Genomic DNA, 20250 nt, shown 5'->3' on the forward strand with positions numbered 1-20250 from the left:
ATTTGAACGTAAAAAAGCCTTCCCATTGAGACCTAAAAAGGCAAACAGGAAGGCCGAGTGATTTCTGCGTGCTATTATTTTCGATTGTAATACTTTTATTGTGAAGATACCATTGAAATCTTGCTTTGATAGAAACAATGGGGCAACCCTAAAGTATCGGGCTGCCCCACCGTTTGTGTTATTAAAGAACTTCCAACATATCGTACATCTAGAGCCCACTAAAACTAATGATAACTACTCCATCTCCAGTTCCGCCGCCAGCTGTATTCACCTGGTTTGCACCTTTATTAAGCGAACCGCCGCCGCCACCGCCGCCGTTGGCCCCGCCACCGCCGCCGCCGTTGAAGCCGCCGCCGCCACCGCCGCCGCCGACATTTGCACCAGCGCTGGAACCGCCTCCAGCACCGCCTCCACTACCGCCACTACCTCCAAGTCTACCAGCGAGGGAACCGCCAGCCCCGCCAGCCCCGCCAGAAACAATAGACTTTCCTGCCTTGCCGCCAGCGTTCGGATTAGGACCTCCATCTGTGCCGTCTATCGTAAGACTGCCGCCTCCGCCTCCGCCTCCGCCAGTTGCTGTTCCGCCAGTAGCCGCGATGGCACCTGTAGGAGACAGACCGCCGAGACCAGCGCCTGCACCGGTGCCGTTAGCGCCGGTAAAATTAGTATTAGCGTCGCCTCCATTGGCACTATTGTCACCAGACCCGCCGCCGCCGCCGGCAGCGATCAGTAGGGAAGTAAAGCTAAGTGGTGTTCCGCTCCATACAAAGGAACCGCCACCACCGCCCTGTCCGGCATTTGGATTGTTTCCTACGCCGCCTTGTTGTCCCACTAGGATGGACAATGTTTGTCCAGGTGTGACCGGGAAGTCACCCTGCATAGAGGCGCCTCTGCCACCTGTTGCTGTAGTACCGCTGCCGCCTGCTGCTCCTATTGCTGTGATTCGAGCGGTTGTCGCGAATTCCGGAACAGTGATTGTAAAAATTCCTGGTGTGGTGAATGTGAAAGTCCCCAAGTTTGCCAAAAATCCAGCTAAATCTAATGTGTTTTCAAATTTGAATTCCAATAACATTTCCTTTTTGATCACGTCACGAAGAGTTCTTTGAACACTAGTATCAAGATCTAGAAGATTTGTAAGAGAAACGGTTGCGGGAGTAAAAGTAGTACGTGCAGGGGTTAATGTTCCGAGAACGAATTGAAGCTTCTCCGCTTCTGCATTCAGCAAATGAGCCAAAGCTAGTTCTTCGAGAGCGACTGAGCTAAGAAGCAATGGAACTGTTTGTCCCAAACTAAGCGAAATCGTGGGTGTGATATTAAAGATGTTTGGATTAGACATTTGATCACTCCATTTCATTTATTTTATATAAGTTCGATTTAGGACCTGCAGCTTAAACTAGTTTCTAGGACACTGAAATCAATCCTTACTGAATCAATGATGTTAAGAATCAATAAGGTTGCAAATTAAACTTATACACTTGCATAATACGAAAAAAATTCCTATTGGTACGGGCTTACTCACTTTATAAATTGATTCAGGTTGTCCATTTTTTAGGGGCTGGGAAAAAGACATAATAAAGCTATTAAGGATCAGGAACTCCAATCTAAGATTCTCTCTATAGATCCCTCTCCCCGAGCCGAAATTGATTCCATTTGTGATCAGGTTGTCAGAAAGTCACTTGAAGATGTTGATTTCTGGCGGTGGCAGCGGCGGCGGCTCAATTATCTCTGGCGGTACTGGTGGTGCTGGTGGTATCAGTTTTGGTAGTAACCTTTATTATTCTCGTATCATTCACTCATTTTCGGTTCCGGCCAAAGGTTGAGTTTCGTAACCTCTGATTTTGCCTATCAGATTGCATTTTTTAACAAAGAAATAACGAACGATTCTATCACCCCCAAATAGGGAATTTTAAAAATGAAAGGGATTTTACCTATGTATGGGGATATTGAGGAGGCTTATTACCCTACTTCACGTTTTGGCAGTGCAGGGGAAACTTATAATATGTGAACTGGTCAGGGTGTTAATATTCAAGATATATAGACATTTTATAAATTTTTCAAACAAAAAGATTGATTTACTAATTTACCCAAGGGAATAAAAGGGGCAGAATTCCCTTGATTAGCAGGAGAACCTGAAAAATTGTTTAAATTAACGGGATGCAAACCAAAACGGAAACTTGAGAATGCATTAAAGGAAATTTATGATTACTGGTTAGGTGTTTTGTGAAGGAAGAGCAGCCGGTAGTTTTCGATGTCTAGTAGCCATTGAAGCGTTACTATAAAGTCAAAAACCTAATCATTAAAAGCTCAGTCCATTTTGAACTGAGCTTTCTATATTTTATAACTTTATTCTCCTATTCAGTCTGGATTATTAGATTAAGGGACAAGCTGTAGAAAGCGTTAGAGACCATCCACCTTCGATACGTGAATGTGCTCCCCCAAATTCATCGAACGCATAAAGGCTCCATGTGCCATTCGGATCCAGACCGTTAAACGCGCTCAATGCTAATGCATATGGTGCAGGCGGTGCAGGGGCAGGAAAAGTATGATTATCAAACTGGTTGCTCGGCCTGAACGTACCGGAAGTCAAAGTTCCTCCCGCGGCTACTGGTAATGGGTTTGGAGAATCGTCGTCAAACGTCAAAGTTACCGGACCGACAGGACCATTATCTCCATTATGTGAAAATATAAGGACAGCTGTGCCGTCCGGAGCGACGACTAAGAACATATCATGTTGACGGTTTGCAACATTAGCAGGTGGTTGTGGGGCGCCGCCGTCGTCAACAAAGTTAGTAATTGTAACTGTTACTTTAGAAATGGTACCTTGTAAACCAGAGACCGTAATATTTGACGGATAAGGATTAGTTCCAGGTACCCCATCTATAGGGTTGATTGGCTGTGGGTTTGAGAAAGTAGCACCTGTTGTTGGAGTACATATTGTTGGTATAAGATCCAGTATGTTTTCAAATTTGAACTCTAGCAGCATTTCCTTTTTAATCATATCACGAATGGTTCTTTGAACACTTGTATCGAGATCAATAAGATTTGATAAAGAAACGACTGCAGGGGAAAATGTTGTTCTAGTAGGGGTTATTGTTCCGAGAACGAATTGAAGCTTCTCGGCTTCCGCATTCAGCAAATGAGCCAAAGCTAGTTCTTCGAGTGCGACTGAAGCAAGAAGCAATGGAACAGTTTGTCCCACACTAAGCAAAATTGTGGGTGTGATATTAAAGATGTTTGGATTCGACATTTACTCACTCCATTTCATTTATTTTATTAAGTTTGAAATAGAACCTGCACTTTCATTTTGGTATCCGGAAACAGATATGAATCCTTACAGAGTGGATGATACGAGAATAGTACAGGTTACTATTAAAACTTATACACTAGCAGGATACGAATAAAGTTCCGAATAGTACGGGCTTTTCAACAAAAAATTGTTTCTATTCGCCCATTTTTTTTAGGGGGTGAAAAAACCTTACTAAAATCCACTTGCTTACTTTTATTAAATACAGCTTATTTGTTAAACCTGAATTAATGGGATTTTATCTATTTCATAATGCTATATGCACTCATATGATGGTAATTCAAGCGAATGTAAAAATTGGATAATTATGATATAGATGTGCCTAAAATGAAACTTATATTGCTCTCAGGAGGTTCCGGGAAACGATTGTGGCCTCTTTCCAATGACTCCAGATCGTAGCAATTTTTAAAGGTGCTGTCACGATTTGATGATGAGCTTGAATCCATATTCTAAATATCTGGCGGCAATAAGATTTGAATCAATTAGTAAATCATGCTTATAGATTTACCTGTATTTGTATTAGGTGCTTCGAATCTTATGGTAGCAGCTAGTCCTTATGGTATTTTGGTTTCATAAAGATCCGCAAGCCATCAGGTCAAAGAAATTGTCAAAGATATCGAACAACGGCCTATGTTCGTGGAGCGCCGTTGGGGGCGGTATCCTGTCTTGGAATACAAGAAATCCACTGAGGGAATGGAAGTACCGACAAAGCGATTGTTCGTTTTTGCGGGGCATAACCTCAGCTATCAATATCATCATCACCGGAGTGAAGTATGAGTGGCTGTTGCAGGTGAGGGAAAATTCGTTCTGGAAGACAAATTGTCCATTGTAAAAAAGGGCGATGTGCTAACTATTCCATTAAGCGCAAAGTTGGAATCAAGGCAAGTGAGGATCTTGAAATCAGGAAGTTCAAATGGGGAGTAAACTGGATGAAGGAGATATTGTTCGGTTGTTTATGTCACGGGAAGAAATGAAAGAAATCTATTGGAAGTGAGTGAAAGTTCAGTTAAAACTTATGCATAAGGGCAATCCAGTTCTCAAGGATTGCCCTGAAAAATTTTTAAAGTAAGAAATCAATCGTATCTTCAAGCTCAAACAATAACAAAATTTCTTTCGCAATGATTGCGCGCAGCACTCGTTCGGCCTTCCTGTTTGCCTTTTTTAAATCTTTCCTTGATGCTTTTTTACATTTAACATCCTTCACTGTTTTTCGAAGTATTTTTACCTCTGTTTCTAATAAATTTGCCAGTGATTGTTCCATCAAGGCAATACCTGCCAGCTTCAATGTAACTACATCCCGCCTTTTGGGGATATGAAAATCTTTTGGAATTTCCGGTAAACCCATTTTGGACCTCCTCTTTTCGTTATGCTTTTTACTGATTAAACCTCCGCAAATTTCTGCACACTATACCCTATGTTTTCAATATCTTTTTGTGCAATAGAAAGAAAAAACAATTCGTTCTTTAGAAAATGAGCCCAAACTGGACCCATAAATAAAACAGACAGCATTTTTGCGGTCTGTTCATTTTACAATTAACATCTTTCTCTTTTCGTCCGCCAGTTTCTTAAATTCTAGAATAGAATCCCTTATAGCCTTTATATCTCTTAATACAATAAAAAAATCGTCCTTTTCCTCCGCCGCTTCTTCAAGCATACTGAGGGAATTTAAAAGGTGAGTGAAGGATGATTCAATATGGGAGAGAGATTCTTCAAACATTTGGCTAAACTTTTCACTAACATGCTCCTCCATGTATATTTCCCCCTTTCCCATGGAAGACAAGACAAAAGTGATTAATCTTTGGGGTCTTTATGATCTGTACATTTTCAATGCCTTTTTTTGCATTTATGACAAACAATTTTTTCCTTTTTGATGACCTCTAGTGTATTTTCCAATTTCTTTAGTAAAAGCCATTCCTTCATCACAATGGTTTCGAGCATTTGTCTTACCGAATGATTTATATCAAGGATGTCATCATTACATGGTTTAGTAGGAAAATTGCCCTTTTTGCCTACAAAGGCTTTGATTTTTTCGGCTTCAGCTTTAATAAGTTTGGCTAGAGCCTTTTCTTCCTTAGCAATGGATTCAATTAATTTAAACAGAACTTTATCTAATGATCGTTTTTTACGGCGTTTCTTCGAGGAGCGTTTTTTTCGATTTCTACTGCCACTACTGCCACAACTACCACTGCTACCACTGCTACCACTGCTACCACAACTACCGCTGCTGCCGCTGCTGCCACTGCTGCCACTGCTGCCACGGCTGCCACTGCTGCCGCTGCTTCCGAAGCTGCCGCTGCTTTCACTGCTTCCGAAGCTGCCGCTGCTTTCACTGCTTCCGAAGCTGTCGCTGCTTTCACTGCTTCCGAAGCTGTCGCTGCTTTCACTGCTTCCGAAGCTGTCGCTGCTTTCACTGCTTCCGAAGCTGTCGCTGCTTTCACTGCTTCCGAAGCTGCTGCTGCTCTCGCTGCTTCCGAAGCTGCTGCTGCTCTCGCTGCTTCCGAAGCTGCTGCTGCTCTCGCTGCTTCCGAAGCTGCTGCTGCTCTCGCTGCTTCCGAAGCTGCTGCTGCTGTCGCTGCTTCCGAAGCTGTCGCTGCTTTCGCTGCTGTGGATACCTTTATGCGGATGTTTTTTACTGGTGCTACCTCTGCTGCTACCACTTCTGCCACTACTGCCGGGACCTTTATGCGGTCGCTTTGGGCCACCATCCTTGTCATGATGCTTCGGCATTGTTCCACACCTCTTTTTGATTTTTTTTCACACGGTATATATATGTGTTAATGCCCGGATTGGTGTTTAAAAACATAACGTGGCGAAAAAGAAATTCGAAAGATGCTAAAAGAAGAGCTATAGAAAACGAATTACAACCATTGGAGGGAATACCATATTGGTTAGAATTTACTCTTACTAAATTTGATGGGACCGAAATGGCAGTATAACAGGAACAGGTGTTTAAACTGACTAATTAAATCCAACCAACTAATTCCCATTCACGAATTCACCCCTTTCATGTAAAATAAAACAGAAGGGGGGAAACGTATGAATTTTAAGGCAGGTTTATGGCAGCAACAAACTCTGAAATTGACCATGACGCAGGAACTGTCCCAGGCGATTGCCTTATTGCAGTATTCAGCGCAAGAATTGACAGCATTTTTAGAAAATAAGGCACTTGAAAATCCCCTAGTACAAATTGAAAATGTCAATGAGCGACCGATGAATCCGCTGCTTGACCGGAACCGGCGCAAACATCAAAAGACGGAAAAAGACTGGATTGAGCAGATTGGCACAAAGCCATACTCGCTTGAGGAACAATTAATTTCACAGTTAAATATATCAAAGCTACCGGCGGGGGAGTTAAAGGCAATTCGCTATCTTATTCAGAATTTAGATGAAAACGGTTACTTTACCGGCGATTTACACGAGGTAGCTGCAACATTAAGAATACCGCTTGAACTGGCTGAAGACGGCCTGGCCGTTCTCCAGACGCTTGAACCGGCGGGAATTGGGGCGAGAAGCTTGCAGGAATGCCTGCATATCCAGGTAGATTATCTTTTGCCTGACAACGAGCTCGCCAAAAAAATTATTTCGGACTATTTTGTCCCGTTTGCCGAAAAGAAATGGAAGCAAATTGCGAAGGAGCTACAGGTCTCGTTAAAAGAGATCCAAGATGTTTTTGACGAGATCCAATTTTTGAACCCGAAACCGGGGGCGCTTCTAGGAAAAGAGGCAGCCTCTTACATCATTCCAGATGTGATTATCGAACAAACACAAGAAGGGCTAATCGTCCGAATGTTTGATGACCCCATACCGAAAATTAGTTTTAATAATAAATATTTTCATAAATTTAAGGACCAGGATCAGCAGGTCAGCAAATTTCTTCATGAGAAGGTACAGGATTATCAATGGATTTTAAAAAGCATTGAGCAGCGAAAGGAAACGCTGACAAGGGTAGTTACCAAGATTGTCGAAAAGCAGCCGGCTTTTTTCCAAAAGGGTCCGCAATATTTGGCGCCGATGACGATGAAGGAAATTGCCTCCGAGTTGGATGTTCATGAATCGACTGTCAGCCGGGCAGTTCGGGAAAAATATGTGCAAACTCCGATTGGGACGTTTCCGTTGAAATCGTTTTTCTCGAGTACTATCCAAACCGTATCTGAGGAAGAGTCCACCTCGTCGACACAGGTAAAGAATGCTATTAGCAAGCTGATTGAAAAAGAAAATAAAGAAAAGCCGCTTTCTGATCAGGATATCGCGGAGCAATTAAAGGTCTTGGAGGGCATCGTCGTCTCTAGAAGAACGATTGCCAAATACCGGGACCAACTTGGCATCCCGTCTTCTTCGAAGAGGAAGAGGTTTAACTAGCGGGGGCATTTGGGATAAGCTGCCCCCAGGATAAAAGGTAGAAAGGATACAAACAATGCCGCAAACAATCATTACCCTATATACAAGAAACGGCTGCCCTCTATGCGACAAAGCGAAAGCGGCCTTGCTCGAGCTGAAGGAGGAATATGATTTCTCCCTGGATGAAATCGATATTGAGCAGGATGATGAGCTTCATGAGCGCTATGGGCTGATGATCCCGGTTGTCCACATTGATGGGGAAGAAGCTGCTTACGGGTTCATTAACAAGTTTGAAATAAGTAATCGTTTGCAAGAAAAATCCTAAGTTTTATTGGTTGAATTAAATTTTCACTCCTGCTACAATAAAAAACGTAGTAAGGGTGATTTTTTTTTGGTGGTTGTGGGACATAATATGTCTATGGTGGACATTTTTTGACCAACTGCATATAATAAAGGAGTATGGAAAGCATGCAGTCATTCATCGATATGACAAAAAGATTATTGCCCGATTTCCTTCCAGTCCTGCAAAAACGTCATTCCATCCTAAGATACATAGGGATGATGCAGCCTGTAGGCAGGAGGAGTTTAGCCACAAGCCTTGGACTAACCGAAAGAATCCTTCGTAGTGAAGTAGAATTCCTCAAAGAGCAAAATCTTATTTATACAAACAATGTAGGAATGAGTTTAACTCTTGAAGGAAAAAATTTGCTTGAGGATTTAAACGGATTTATGCGTGAGTTGAAGGGTATCGACGTCATGGAGCTGGAACTAAAACATCAGCTTGGCATCAAGAAGGTCATCATTGTTCCAGGAGACAGCGACGAATCGCCCATGGTAAAAAGCGAGCTTGGCAAGGCGTCTGCAGCCTGCATGAAAAAGCTTTTTCAAGGGGAAAATATCATCGCTGTTACAGGCGGTTCAACGATGGCTGCCGTAGCGGAATGGCTGTCACCTGAAGCCTCAGGCAAGGAATTGCTGTTTGTACCGGCACGAGGCGGGGTTGGCGAGGATGTTCAAAATCAAGCCAACACGATTTGCTCCAATATGGCGCAAAACACCCATTCAAGACACCGCGTCTTTTATGTTCCCGATCAGGTCAGCACGGAAATTTATGACTCCTTGATTAAGGAACCCGGCATCCACGAAGTTTTGGAATTAATCCGCTCAGCCAACATGGTTCTCCATGGAATTGGGGATGCTATGACAATGGCCGAACGGCGCAAGACGAACCCTGATATATTGGAAAAGCTGGAAAATGGTAAAGCTGCCGGTGAGGCTTTCGGCTATTATTTTAGCGAAGCAGGCGAGATTGTCCACAAAGTGGTCACCATTGGGCTTCAGCTAGAGGATTTGGCAAAGATTCAAAACGTGATTGCAGTCGCTGGCGGAGCGTCAAAAGCGAAAGCAATCAGGGCTTATATGAAGCAGGCACCGCCATCCACGATATTAATTACGGATGAAGGGGCCGCAAACAATTTATTAAACCAGTAATAGTTAATGAAAAGGATTATTCCTTTTTAATAATAAAACCCTGCCCATTTAAAGGAGGAAATTAACATGACAGTAAAAGTTGGTATTAATGGTTTTGGACGTATCGGTCGTAACGTATTCCGTGCGGCATTAAACAATAGCGAAGTGGAAATCGTAGCAATCAATGACTTAACAGATGCAAATATGCTTGCTCACCTTTTAAAATATGACACTGTTCACGGAACACTTACAGAAGATGTAACTGTTGATGGTGAATACCTAGTAGTTGGCGGCCACAAAGTGAAGGTTCTTGCTGAGCGTGACCCTGCACAATTAGGCTGGGGCGACCTTGGTGTAGACGTAGTAGTAGAATCTACTGGTCGTTTCACAAAGCGCGAAGATGCAGCAAAACACCTTGAAGCAGGCGCTAAGAAAGTTATCATTTCTGCTCCAGCAACTAACGAAGATATCACAATTGTTATGGGTGTTAACGAAGACAAGTACGATGCAGCTAACCACCATGTACTTTCAAACGCATCTTGTACTACAAACTGCTTAGCTCCATTTGCTAAAGTATTAAATGATACTTTCGGAATCAAACGCGGTATGATGACAACTGTTCACTCATATACTAACGACCAACAAATCCTAGACTTACCACATAAGGACTACCGTCGTGCCCGTGCAGCAGCTGAAAACATGATCCCAACTTCAACTGGTGCTGCAAAAGCAGTTGCACTTGTTTTACCTGAACTTAAAGGTAAATTAAATGGTATGGCTATGCGCGTACCAACTCCTAACGTTTCTATCGTTGACTTAGTTGCTGAATTAGAAAAAGACGTAACTGTTGACGAAATTAACTCAGCTCTTAAAGAAGCTGCTGAAGGTCCATTAAAAGGTATTCTTGCATACAGCGATCTTCCATTAGTTTCTAGCGACTACAACGGTGCTACAGTTTCTTCTACTGTTGATGGTTTATCAACAATGGTTCTTGAAGGAAACATGGTAAAAGTATTATCTTGGTACGATAACGAAGTTGGTTACTCTAACCGCGTTGTTGACCTTGTTGATTACATCGCTAAAAAAGGACTTTAATTCTTTTTCAGAATCCCGTTGGATAGGAATGGAATTTTTACCGCAAACTATTTATAATGATTAATGGTATTCCAAGGGGAGTGGGTGATGGGAGCCCCTCTCCTTTTTTACTGTGTTTTACCAGGGATTTTTTCAATAGCCATACATAAGGAGGTCCTTTTTCGATGAACAAAAAGTCAGTAAAAGATGTTGATGTGAAGGGTAAACGCGTGTTTTGCCGGGTGGATTTCAACGTTCCAATGCAGGATGGAAAAATTACCGACGAAACGCGAATTCGTGCGGCACTGCCAACGATTCAATATTTAATGGAACAGGGTGCAAAAGTAATTCTGGCGAGCCATTTAGGCCGACCAAAGGGCAAAGTGGTTGAAGAAATGCGACTAACTCCAGTAGCGGTCCGCCTGTCTGAACTGCTTGGAAAAGAAGTGAAGAAAGCAGATGAAGGCTACGGCGATTCTGTTAAAGCATTAATCGACTCCATGACTGAAGGAGACGTTTTATTGCTTGAAAATGTTCGTTTCTACCCTGGTGAAGAAAAGAATGATGCAGAACTTGCGAAGTCATTAGCAGAGCTTGCTGATGTTTACGTAAATGATGCATTTGGTGCTGCGCACCGTGCCCATGCCTCCACAGAAGGAATCGCACACCATTTGCCAGCAGTATCAGGCTTCTTAATGCAAAAAGAGCTTGATGTTCTTGGCAAGGCATTGTCAAATCCGGAACGTCCATTCACAGCAATTATTGGCGGGGCAAAGGTAAAGGACAAAATTGGTGTTATTGAAAATTTATTAGAATTAGTCGATAACTTGATTATTGGCGGCGGCCTTGCTTATACGTTCGTTAAGGCACAGGGCCATGAAATCGGTAAATCGCTGCTTGAAGAAGACAAAATTGACTTAGCTAAATCCTTTATGGAAAAAGCAAAAGCGAAGGGCGTTAACTTCTATATGCCGGTTGATGCGATCGTTGCTGACGATTTTTCAGCCAATGCCAACACAAAAGTGGTTGCGATCGAAGAGATTCCTGCCGATTGGGAAGCATTAGATATCGGACCAAAAACAGCGGAAATTTACCGCGATGTCATTCAAAAATCCAAGCTTGTCATTTGGAACGGGCCAATGGGTGTGTTTGAAATCGATAAGTTCGCTGGCGGTACGAAGGCTGTTGCACAAGCTTTGGCAGATGCTGAAGGTGCGTATTCCGTTATTGGCGGCGGCGATTCTGCAGCGGCAGTTGAAAAATTCGGCCTTGCTGAAAAAATGAGCCACATCTCCACAGGCGGCGGCGCTTCACTGGAGTTTATGGAAGGAAAAGCACTTCCAGGTGTAGTGGCGTTGAACGATAAATAATTTTATCTGCAAATTTAAGAGGGATATCTACAAAGATTGAGCCGATATCTACAATTTTTAAAATATATCTACAAATTTTAGGCAGATATCTACAAATCTTGGACTGATATCTACATTTCAATTTTTTTACCAAAGAAAGGGATGTTCCAGCATGCGTAAACCAATTATTGCAGGTAACTGGAAGATGCACAAAACACTTTCCGAAGCGAAGAGCTTTGCTGAAGAAGTGAAAGGCCTAGTGCCTGCTGCTGATAAGATGGATTCTGTTATCTGTGCACCGGCGTTATTTTTACAAAGCCTTGTGGAAACGGTCAAAGGCAGCGAAGTGAAAATCGGTGCACAAAATATGCATTTCGAAGAAAAGGGTGCCTTTACAGGTGAAATCAGCCCTGTAGCACTTGCTGATTTAGGCGTTCAATACGTTATCATCGGCCATTCTGAGCGCCGTGAAATGTTCAATGAAACAGATGAATCAGTTAATAAAAAGGTTTTATCAGCATTTAAACACGGCCTAACACCGATTGTTTGCTGCGGTGAAACATTAGAGCAACGTGAAAATGGCGAGACTATGAACCTTGTTGGCTCTCAGATTGAAAAAGCTCTCACAGGCTTAACGGAGGATCAAGTAAAAGTAACGGTCATTGCTTACGAACCAATTTGGGCAATCGGAACAGGTAAATCTTCGACTGCTGCAGATGCAAACGAAGTGTGTGCACACATCCGCCAAGTTGCTGCTAAGCAATTTTCCGAAGATGTGGCAGCGGCTATCCGTATTCAGTACGGTGGCAGCGTGAAACCAGAAAACATTAAAGAATACATGGGACAGCCTGATATTGACGGTGCCCTTGTTGGCGGCGCAAGCCTTGAACCGCAATCATTTTTGCAATTACTAGAGGGTGGTAAATATGAGTAAAGCTCCTGTTGCCCTCATCATTCTTGACGGCTTCGGCTGCCGGGATGAGCATAAAGGTAATGCGGTCTACCATGCGAAAAAGCCAAATTTTGACCGCTATTGGGAAACATATCCGCATAACCATTTAACCGCGAGCGGTGAAGCAGTCGGCTTACCTGAGGGGCAGATGGGAAACTCAGAAGTTGGCCATTTAAATATCGGTGCTGGCCGGATTGTTTACCAAAGCTTAACTCGTGTGAACATTGCTATTCGTGAAGGGGAATTTGAAAAAAATGAAACCTTCCTTGGCGCAATGGAGCACGCGAAGAAAAATGGCACAGCTTTGCATCTGTTTGGCCTTCTGTCAGACGGCGGTGTGCACAGCCATATTAATCATATGTTTGCCCTTTTAAAATTGGCCAAGGAAGAAGGCGTGGAAAAAGTATATATTCACGCATTCCTTGACGGCCGCGACGTCGGTCCGCAAACAGCACCAACATATATTAAAGAGACTATGGAAAAAATGAAGGAGATTGGTATCGGTGAATTCGCCACCATTTCTGGACGCTATTATTCCATGGACCGTGACAAGCGTTGGGAGCGTGTTGAAAAATCATACCGGGCAATGGTGTATGGAGAAGGTCCTTCTTACAAGAGCCCACAAGAGGTTGTAGAGGACTCTTATTCTCACGGAATCTATGATGAATTCGTCCTGCCATCGGTCATCGTTAAGGAAGACGGTCAGCCTGTTGCAACTATCCAGGACAACGATGCCGTTATTTTCTATAACTTCCGTCCGGACCGGGCTATCCAGATTTCGAATACATTTACAAACGAAGACTTCCGTTCGTTTGACCGCGGACCGAAGCATCCGAAACATTTACACTTTGTTTGTTTAACGCATTTCAGCGAGTCGGTCGACGGCTACGTGGCCTTTAAGCCGACGAACTTGGACAACACGTTAGGTGAAGTACTGTCTCAAAATAATTTGAAACAGCTGCGCATTGCCGAAACAGAAAAATATCCGCATGTGACGTTCTTTATGAGCGGCGGACGCGAGGATAAGTTCCCTGGCGAGGAGCGGATTTTAATCAACTCACCAAAGGTACCGACTTATGATCTGCAGCCTGAAATGAGCGCCTACGAAGTGACCGATGCTTTGTTGAAGGAAATCGAAGCGGATAAGTTCGATGCGATTCTCTTAAACTTCGCCAACCCAGATATGGTTGGTCACTCCGGAAAGCTAGAGCCAACTGTTAAAGCGATCGAGGCAGTGGATGAGTGTTTAGGAAAAATTGTTGATGCAATTCTTGCAAAAGGCGGTACAGCGATTATTACTGCCGACCACGGAAATGCTGATGAAGTGGTGACCCTTGAGGGAAATCCAATGACAGCGCACACCACCAACCCAGTGCCGGTGATTGTCACAAAACAGGGTGTTGAGGTGCGTGACGGCGGTATCCTTGGAGACTTGGCGCCAACTATACTGGATCTTTTAAACGTGAAGCAGCCTACGGAAATGACTGGAAAGTCGTTGATTAAGTAGGAGTTCGCTTAAAAAATTTGATTCGCCTTTAGAACGTTGAAATTCGCCAATAGAATGCTGGCATTCGCCAATAGAACCGCGAAATTCGCCAATAGGACTTCCGAATTCGCCAATAAAACCTGAAAATACGCTAACAGGATGTAATTTTCATCTAAAATTAACAGAACTTAATTAATAAAATTAATTTTTCAAAGGAGAGAATTAAAAATGCCATATATTATTGATGTTTATGCTCGTGAAGTATTAGATTCCCGCGGTAATCCAACAGTAGAAGTTGAAGTTTTCACTGAATCAGGCGCATTCGGCCGTGCATTAGTACCAAGTGGTGCTTCAACTGGTGAATACGAAGCAGTTGAACTTCGTGACGGTGACAAAGGCCGCTACCTTGGCAAAGGTGTTCAAAAAGCAGTTGACAACGTGAACGACATTATCGCGCCAATGCTAGTAGAAGAAGGCTACAGCGTACTTGATCAGGTATCTGTTGATAAGGCTCTTATCGAGTTAGACGGAACTGAAAACAAAGGCAAATTAGGTGCAAACGCAATTCTTGGCGTATCTATGGCAGTGGCTCATGCTGCAGCAAACTACTTAGATGTTCCTTTATACCAATACCTTGGCGGATTCAACTCCAAGCAGCTTCCAGTTCCAATGATGAACATCGTAAACGGCGGCGAGCACGCTGATAACAACGTGGATATCCAAGAATTCATGATTATGCCTGTAGGTGCTCCAAACTTCAAAGAAGCACTTCGCATGGGCGCAGAAATCTTCCACACATTAAAATCAGTTCTTAAAGGTAAAGGCCTTAATACAGCTGTTGGTGACGAAGGCGGCTTTGCTCCAAATCTAGGATCAAACGAAGAAGCACTTCAAACCATTGTAGAAGCAATCGAAAAAGCTGGCTACAAGCCTGGAGAAGAAGTTATGCTTGCTATGGATGCTGCATCTTCTGAGTTCTACAACAAAGAAGACGGCAAATACCATTTATCTGGTGAAGGTGTTGTGAAAACATCTGCAGAAATGGTTGACTGGTATGAAGAGCTTGCTTCTAAGTACCCAATCATCTCCATCGAAGACGGTTTAGATGAAAACGACTGGGAAGGCCACAAGCTTTTAACTGAGCGTCTTGGCAAGAAAATTCAATTAGTGGGTGACGACCTATTCGTAACGAACACGAGGAAGCTTGCTGAAGGGATCGAAAAAGGAATCGGTAACTCTATCCTAATCAAAGTTAACCAAATTGGTACATTAACTGAAACTTTTGATGCTATCGAAATGGCTAAGCGCGCAGGCTACACTGCTGTTATCTCTCACCGTTCTGGTGAAACAGAAGATGCAACAATTGCGGACATCGCTGTTGCAACAAACGCTGGCCAAATCAAGACAGGTGCGCCATCCCGTACAGACCGTGTGGCGAAATACAACCAATTACTTCGTATAGAAGACCAATTAGGTGAAACTGCACAATATAACGGAATCAAGTCTTTCTACAACTTGAAGAAGTAATTATTAATAAAATTAGGACCTCCTGCTGTACTTGGCTGGAGGTCCTTTTATTATGTTTTCGGGGGTTACTGTTTGAACTATCGGATAAAACTTGTTTACTGTCGTAAGGAGTTTTTTCACTGTCGCAGCATCCATTTATGAAAAAATTGGAATAAAAAGCAGGGAATCAACTTGCCTTTGTATAATAATACTTAGATAACAACATTGTTTAAAACAGATAGACTGGGGAAGATGGGAATGAAAAAAATTCTGAAAAGGTTATCGAAGATACAGTGGGTGCTTATAATTGTTGCTGTTCTTGCTGCCGGATACTATCTTTTCAACGGAGCTTTGCCTTTTCAAAAAGTAGATGTCACCATGAAGGAGCAAAAAACAAAAAGTGGGGAAACCGTCATTCAAATTGAGGATGCTGACCTCAGCCAAATTGCAGTCGAGTTCCCAATGGATATGTCAGAAACCGCAATTCAGGATGCTATTCACAAAATGTCTCACCAAAAGGTGATCGCCAATAAAAAGTGGGGAGCAATCCCTTTAACAAAGGAACGGGTGGAAAGATTGCTGGAAATAGTCAATACCCACCCCGCCAAATATGAAAATGCTACCCTTTACATTGCCATATTAAATCGCTGGGATAAAGGGGAGTTTTCCCGGGTCGATAACGACCACAATGCTATTTGGAATCTTCAAGGAGGAACCATTGGGAAAGCGACTGGGGTATTATCATTAGATGAGGAAAAGGCGTATATTGAGAAAAACTTCCATATTAAGGTAAAGCAATAAACCTTTTCACACTGTCCTCCAATCCAAAACATGTCACATAAACGTGTATTGTTAAAAAGGCTTAATTATGGTAAATTTAATATACTGTGTATTGTACGTCTACAGGAGGTGGCCTTCATGCATGCATTATTAGTTACATTATTAGTGATCGTAAGTATCGCACTGATTGTTGTTGTCTTACTTCAGGCAGGTAAAAGCGCTGGTTTATCCGGTGCCATTTCCGGTGGTGCGGAACAGTTATTCGGTAAGCAAAAAGCACGTGGACTCGACTTGATCCTTCATCGAATCACAGTCGTCCTATCAGTCCTATTCTTCTTGCTCACCTTAGCCGTTACCTACTTCAAAATCTAATATAACTAAACAAAAACCCGGCCCCGCGCCGGGTTTTCTGCGTTTCTGCAGGAACGTGAGGGGGTGTGTCCATCTGGAGTGGACAATGTCCACGAGCGGTGCCTGACACCACTATTCAAGCATTTTGGTAGAATGTTCACTTCTTCTTTGATTAAACTAAGGAATAGCGATATTTTGTGTTAGTGAAGGAGTAGTAAGTATGAGAATTTCATTGCCTAAACCATTTACCTTTGAGGGAGGGAAGCGGGCGGTTTTGCTGCTGCACGGATTTACTGGGAATTCTTCGGACGTCCGGATGCTGGGCCGTTTTCTAGAAAAGAAGGGCTACACCTGCCATGCGCCGCATTATAAGGGCCACGGAGTCCCCCCGGAAGAACTGGTCCATACAGGTCCAGAGGATTGGTGGCAGGACGTATTGAATGGATACCAATATTTGAAAAATAAAGGCCACGAGGAAATTGCAGTAGCCGGTTTATCCCTTGGCGGCGTATTTTCCTTGAAATTGGGTTACACTGTACCTGTAAAGGGAATTGTCACCATGTGCGCCCCGATGCATATAAAAAGTGAACAGGTTATGTACGAAGGAGTTCTGGAATATGCTCGTGAATTTAAAAAGCGGGAAGGAAAAACAAACGAGCAAATCGAATTGGAAATGGATGAGTTTAAAAAGACACCGATGGGGACGTTAAAAGCTCTTCAGGCATTGATTGCCGATGTACGCGACAATGTCGATATGATTTATGCCCCAACATTTGTAGTTCAGGCCCGCCATGATAACATGATCAACACCGAGAGCGCCAATATTATTTTCGAAAATATTGAATCAGAAAAGAAGGATATCAAATGGTATGAAGAGTCCGGCCACGTCATTACGCTGGACAAAGAGAAGGAACAACTGCATGAAGATGTATACGCCTTTTTAGAAAAACTAGATTGGCTAGTATAACGATTATTTAAAAACCTTTTTAAAGGAGGGATTAACATGGAAGAGAATATTAAAAAGCATGTCGACAGGCTTTTGCAATATATGAAGGACGAGGCATACAAGCCATTAACGGTTCAGGAGCTGGAATCCGCGTTGGATATTTCGGATTCTGCTGATTTTAAGGAATTTGTCAAAGCACTTGTGCAAATGGAGGAAAAGGGTCTTGTTGTAAGAACCCGAGCGAACCGCTATGGTCTTCCGCAAAAAATGAATCTAATCCGTGGCAAGTTGACAGGGCATGCAAAGGGATTTGCGTTTGTAATTCCTGAAGAGTCAGGGATGGATGATATTTTTATCCCGCCAACAGAAACGAATAATGCCATGCATGGGGATACCGTGCTAGTTAGAATTTCCTCTGAAAGCTCTGGCCAGCGCCGCGAGGGAAGTATTATCCGGATCATCGAGCGGGGTACGCAGCAAATTGTCGGTACTTATGTTGAAAGCAAAAGCTTTGGTTTCGTCATACCAGATGACAAAAAATTTGCTAGTGATATTTTTATCCCAAAAGAGGCATCAAAGGGTGCGGTCGAAGGACATAAGGTAGTCGTAAAGCTTACCTCCTATCCTGAGGGGAGAAAAAGTGCTGAGGGTGAAGTTATCTCAGTCCTTGGCCATAAAAATGACCCAGGTGTGGATATTCTGTCTGTCATACATAAGCACGGGTTACCGATGGCGTTTCCGGAAGAAGTTCTGCAACAGGCAAATGAGACACCAGACACAATCGATGAAAGTGAGCTAGAAAACCGCCGTGACCTTCGTGGCGAAACGATTGTGACGATTGACGGCGCGGACGCAAAAGACTTGGATGACGCTGTTACCGTTACGCGACTCGAAAATGGTAACTACAAGCTCGGCGTCCATATTGCCGATGTCAGCTATTATGTAAAAGAAGGCACGCCGATTGATGTCGAAGCTGCGGACCGGGCTACAAGTGTTTATTTAGTAGACCGTGTAATTCCGATGATTCCGCATCGGTTGTCTAACGGAATCTGTTCCCTTAATCCGAAGGTAGATCGTCTTGTGCTATCGTGTGAAATGGAAATCAACGAGGAAGGCCAAGTCGTCTCTAATGAAATTTTTCAAAGCGTGATTAAAACGACTGAGCGGATGACGTATTACGATGTCAACCGGATACTTGTGGATAAGGACGAGGAAACCCGGGCGCGCTACGAGGCGTTGGTACCAATGTTCGAATTGATGGGTGAATTAGCTGCGATTCTCCGTGCTAAACGAATGAAGCGGGGCGCGATTGATTTTGACTTTAAAGAGTCGAAAGTATTGGTCGATGAAGAAGGAAAGCCATCCGATGTGGTCTTGCGCGAACGTTCAGTGGCGGAACGCCTGATTGAGGAATTCATGCTGGCGGCCAACGAAACAGTTGCCGAGCATTTCCACTGGATGGAGGTCCCGTTCATTTACCGTATTCACGAAGATCCGAAGGAAGATAAGCTGCGCAAGTTTTTCGAGTTTATCACTAACTTTGGTTATATCGTGAAGGGGACGGCAAACAACGTCCACCCGCGGGCGTTGCAGGAAATTATTGAAGAGGTCCAGGGAAAGCCCGAGGAAATGGTCGTTTCCACGGTAATGCTCCGCTCGATGCAGCAGGCAAAATATGATCCGGAAAATCTTGGCCACTTCGGGTTATCAGCCCAGTTTTACACCCATTTCACCTCGCCAATCCGCCGTTATCCGGATACGATTGTGCACCGGTTGATTCGGACTTATATCATTGAAGGAAAACTAGATGAGGCTACAAGGGCAAAATGGAATGCCGAACTTCCAGATATTGCAATGCATTCTTCAAAAATGGAGCGCCGTGCCGTTGATGCTGAGCGTGAAACTGATGAATTGAAAAAAGCGGAGTATATGGAAGACAAGATTGGCGAAGAGTACGATGGAATCATCAGCTCCGTCACGAATTTCGGATTGTTTGTCGAGCTGCCGAATACGATCGAAGGCCTTGTCCATGTCAGCTACATGACCGATGATTATTACCGTTTTGATGAGCGCCATTATGCGATGATTGGCGAGCGGACCGGGAATGTGTTCCGCATCGGTGATGAAATTACCGTTCGGGTAGTTAAGGTCAATAAAGAGGAGCGCTCAATTGATTTTGAAATTGTCGGTATGAAGGGCACGCCACGGCGTGAGCGTTCTACTGTGCCAAAGGTCTTTAAGACGGGCAGCAATGAGTCCAAGCCACGCCGGAATAAGCAGGGTGAGCGAGGGCAGCAAGGCGGCCGTGGAGGCAAACAAGGCGACCGCAAATCCGATGCCGGCGGCGGTGGCGGCCAGGGCGACGGAAAGTCGAAAAAGAAACGCAAATTTTTTGAGAACGTTCCGAAAAACAAAAGCACGAAGCGGAAGAAAAAGAAATATTAGGGGAGAGCCTGTTTTGGGCTCTCTTTATTAACTTTAATTGAGTATGAAGACCAAAACTCAGTTGTGCGAGCTGGAAAATGTCCTTCATGAGGCGGATGAAGGACAAAATGGAGTGGTGCTAATCGTAAAATGTCCTTCATAAGGCGGATGAAGGACAAAGTGCAAAGAAATGCAGAGGTGCAAGGCTAAAAAATGTCTTTCATCCACCACATCACCCTTTCACCCTCTTTTCTAATTGTATAGACTCAC

18 protein-coding genes and 1 pseudogene are annotated in these 20250 nt (G+C 43.5%); 13 read left to right on the plus strand and 6 right to left on the minus strand.

Annotation, left to right across the window (positions count from 1 at the left end; translation table 11 throughout):
* Positions 1-208: 208 nt before the first annotated feature.
* On the minus strand, positions 209-1336 hold the full coding sequence (locus KHA99_RS12405; protein WP_213117748.1) for an alpha-helical endospore appendage domain-containing protein: 1128 nt from the start codon (positions 1334-1336) through the stop codon (positions 209-211).
* Positions 1337-2368: 1032 nt separating this feature from the next.
* The gene (locus KHA99_RS31370) at positions 2369-3181 is read right to left on the minus strand and encodes an alpha-helical endospore appendage domain-containing protein (RefSeq protein WP_307852050.1); all 813 of its coding nucleotides are present in this window, start codon (positions 3179-3181) and stop codon (positions 2369-2371) included.
* Between the two features lie 450 nt (positions 3182-3631).
* Between KHA99_RS31370 and KHA99_RS31510 the strand changes: the two are divergent.
* A pseudogene (locus KHA99_RS31510) lies at positions 3632-3700 on the plus strand (sugar phosphate nucleotidyltransferase); the annotation flags it as partial.
* A gap of 664 nt (positions 3701-4364) precedes the next feature.
* Here the strand turns inward: KHA99_RS31510 and KHA99_RS12425 are convergent.
* From KHA99_RS12425 to KHA99_RS12435, 4 genes are all read right to left on the minus strand, one after another.
* The gene (locus KHA99_RS12425; protein WP_213117750.1) at positions 4365-4649 is read right to left on the minus strand and encodes an alpha-helical endospore appendage domain-containing protein; all 285 of its coding nucleotides are present in this window, start codon (positions 4647-4649) and stop codon (positions 4365-4367) included.
* A gap of 177 nt (positions 4650-4826) precedes the next feature.
* Positions 4827-5054: a hypothetical protein gene (locus tag KHA99_RS12430; RefSeq protein ID WP_213117751.1), complete on the minus strand. Its 228-nt coding sequence runs from the start codon at positions 5052-5054 to the stop codon at positions 4827-4829.
* A gap of 74 nt (positions 5055-5128) precedes the next feature.
* Complete coding sequence (locus KHA99_RS31700) at positions 5129-5404, minus strand: alpha-helical endospore appendage domain-containing protein (RefSeq protein WP_504740123.1); 276 nt, start codon at positions 5402-5404, stop codon at positions 5129-5131.
* An 8-nt stretch (positions 5405-5412) separates the two neighbouring features.
* Positions 5413-6039 carry a hypothetical protein gene (locus KHA99_RS12435; RefSeq protein ID WP_213117752.1) on the minus strand — a complete coding sequence of 209 codons (627 nt, stop codon included), beginning with the start codon at positions 6037-6039 and terminating at the stop codon, positions 5413-5415.
* 301 nt (positions 6040-6340) lie between these two features.
* Here KHA99_RS12435 and rpoN point away from each other — a divergent pair, with 301 nt between their 5' ends.
* From rpoN to rnr, 12 genes are all read left to right on the plus strand, one after another.
* Positions 6341-7663 (plus strand): RNA polymerase factor sigma-54, encoded by a 1323-nt coding sequence (rpoN, locus tag KHA99_RS12440; RefSeq protein WP_213117753.1) that lies wholly within the window; start codon positions 6341-6343, stop codon positions 7661-7663.
* A 55-nt stretch (positions 7664-7718) separates the two neighbouring features.
* Positions 7719-7967 (plus strand): glutaredoxin family protein, encoded by a 249-nt coding sequence (locus KHA99_RS12445; RefSeq protein WP_213117754.1) that lies wholly within the window; start codon positions 7719-7721, stop codon positions 7965-7967.
* A 143-nt stretch (positions 7968-8110) separates the two neighbouring features.
* The gene (locus tag KHA99_RS12450) at positions 8111-9133 is read left to right on the plus strand and encodes a sugar-binding transcriptional regulator (protein ID WP_213117755.1); all 1023 of its coding nucleotides are present in this window, start codon (positions 8111-8113) and stop codon (positions 9131-9133) included.
* A gap of 66 nt (positions 9134-9199) precedes the next feature.
* Positions 9200-10207, plus strand: a complete 1008-nt coding sequence (gene gap / locus KHA99_RS12455) for a type I glyceraldehyde-3-phosphate dehydrogenase (protein ID WP_213117756.1) — start codon at positions 9200-9202, stop codon at positions 10205-10207.
* Between the two features lie 164 nt (positions 10208-10371).
* Positions 10372-11556 carry a phosphoglycerate kinase gene (locus KHA99_RS12460; RefSeq protein ID WP_213117757.1) on the plus strand — a complete coding sequence of 395 codons (1185 nt, stop codon included), beginning with the start codon at positions 10372-10374 and terminating at the stop codon, positions 11554-11556.
* A 151-nt stretch (positions 11557-11707) separates the two neighbouring features.
* Positions 11708-12469, plus strand: coding sequence for a triose-phosphate isomerase (tpiA, locus tag KHA99_RS12465; RefSeq protein ID WP_213117758.1), 762 nt, complete (start codon positions 11708-11710; stop codon positions 12467-12469).
* Entirely contained in the window at positions 12462-13994 is a 1533-nt protein-coding gene (gpmI, locus tag KHA99_RS12470; RefSeq protein ID WP_213117759.1) for a 2,3-bisphosphoglycerate-independent phosphoglycerate mutase, read from the plus strand. The genes tpiA and gpmI overlap by 8 nt, the downstream gene beginning before the upstream one ends.
* 207 nt (positions 13995-14201) lie before the next feature.
* Complete coding sequence (eno, locus tag KHA99_RS12475; protein ID WP_213117760.1) at positions 14202-15500, plus strand: phosphopyruvate hydratase; 1299 nt, start codon at positions 14202-14204, stop codon at positions 15498-15500.
* A 237-nt stretch (positions 15501-15737) separates the two neighbouring features.
* On the plus strand, positions 15738-16280 hold the full coding sequence (locus KHA99_RS12480) for a DUF6241 domain-containing protein (RefSeq protein WP_213117761.1): 543 nt from the start codon (positions 15738-15740) through the stop codon (positions 16278-16280).
* Between the two features lie 117 nt (positions 16281-16397).
* Positions 16398-16631, plus strand: coding sequence for a preprotein translocase subunit SecG (secG, locus tag KHA99_RS12485; protein ID WP_213117762.1), 234 nt, complete (start codon positions 16398-16400; stop codon positions 16629-16631).
* Between the two features lie 199 nt (positions 16632-16830).
* Positions 16831-17577 (plus strand): alpha/beta hydrolase, encoded by a 747-nt coding sequence (locus KHA99_RS12490; protein WP_213117763.1) that lies wholly within the window; start codon positions 16831-16833, stop codon positions 17575-17577.
* A gap of 36 nt (positions 17578-17613) precedes the next feature.
* Positions 17614-20001, plus strand: a complete 2388-nt coding sequence (rnr, locus tag KHA99_RS12495; protein ID WP_213117764.1) for a ribonuclease R — start codon at positions 17614-17616, stop codon at positions 19999-20001.
* The last annotated feature ends 249 nt before the right edge of the window (positions 20002-20250 follow it).

The sequence above is a fragment of the Neobacillus rhizophilus genome (assembly GCF_018343535.1).
GTDB lineage: Bacteria > Bacillota > Bacilli > Bacillales > Cytobacillaceae > Neobacillus > Neobacillus rhizophilus.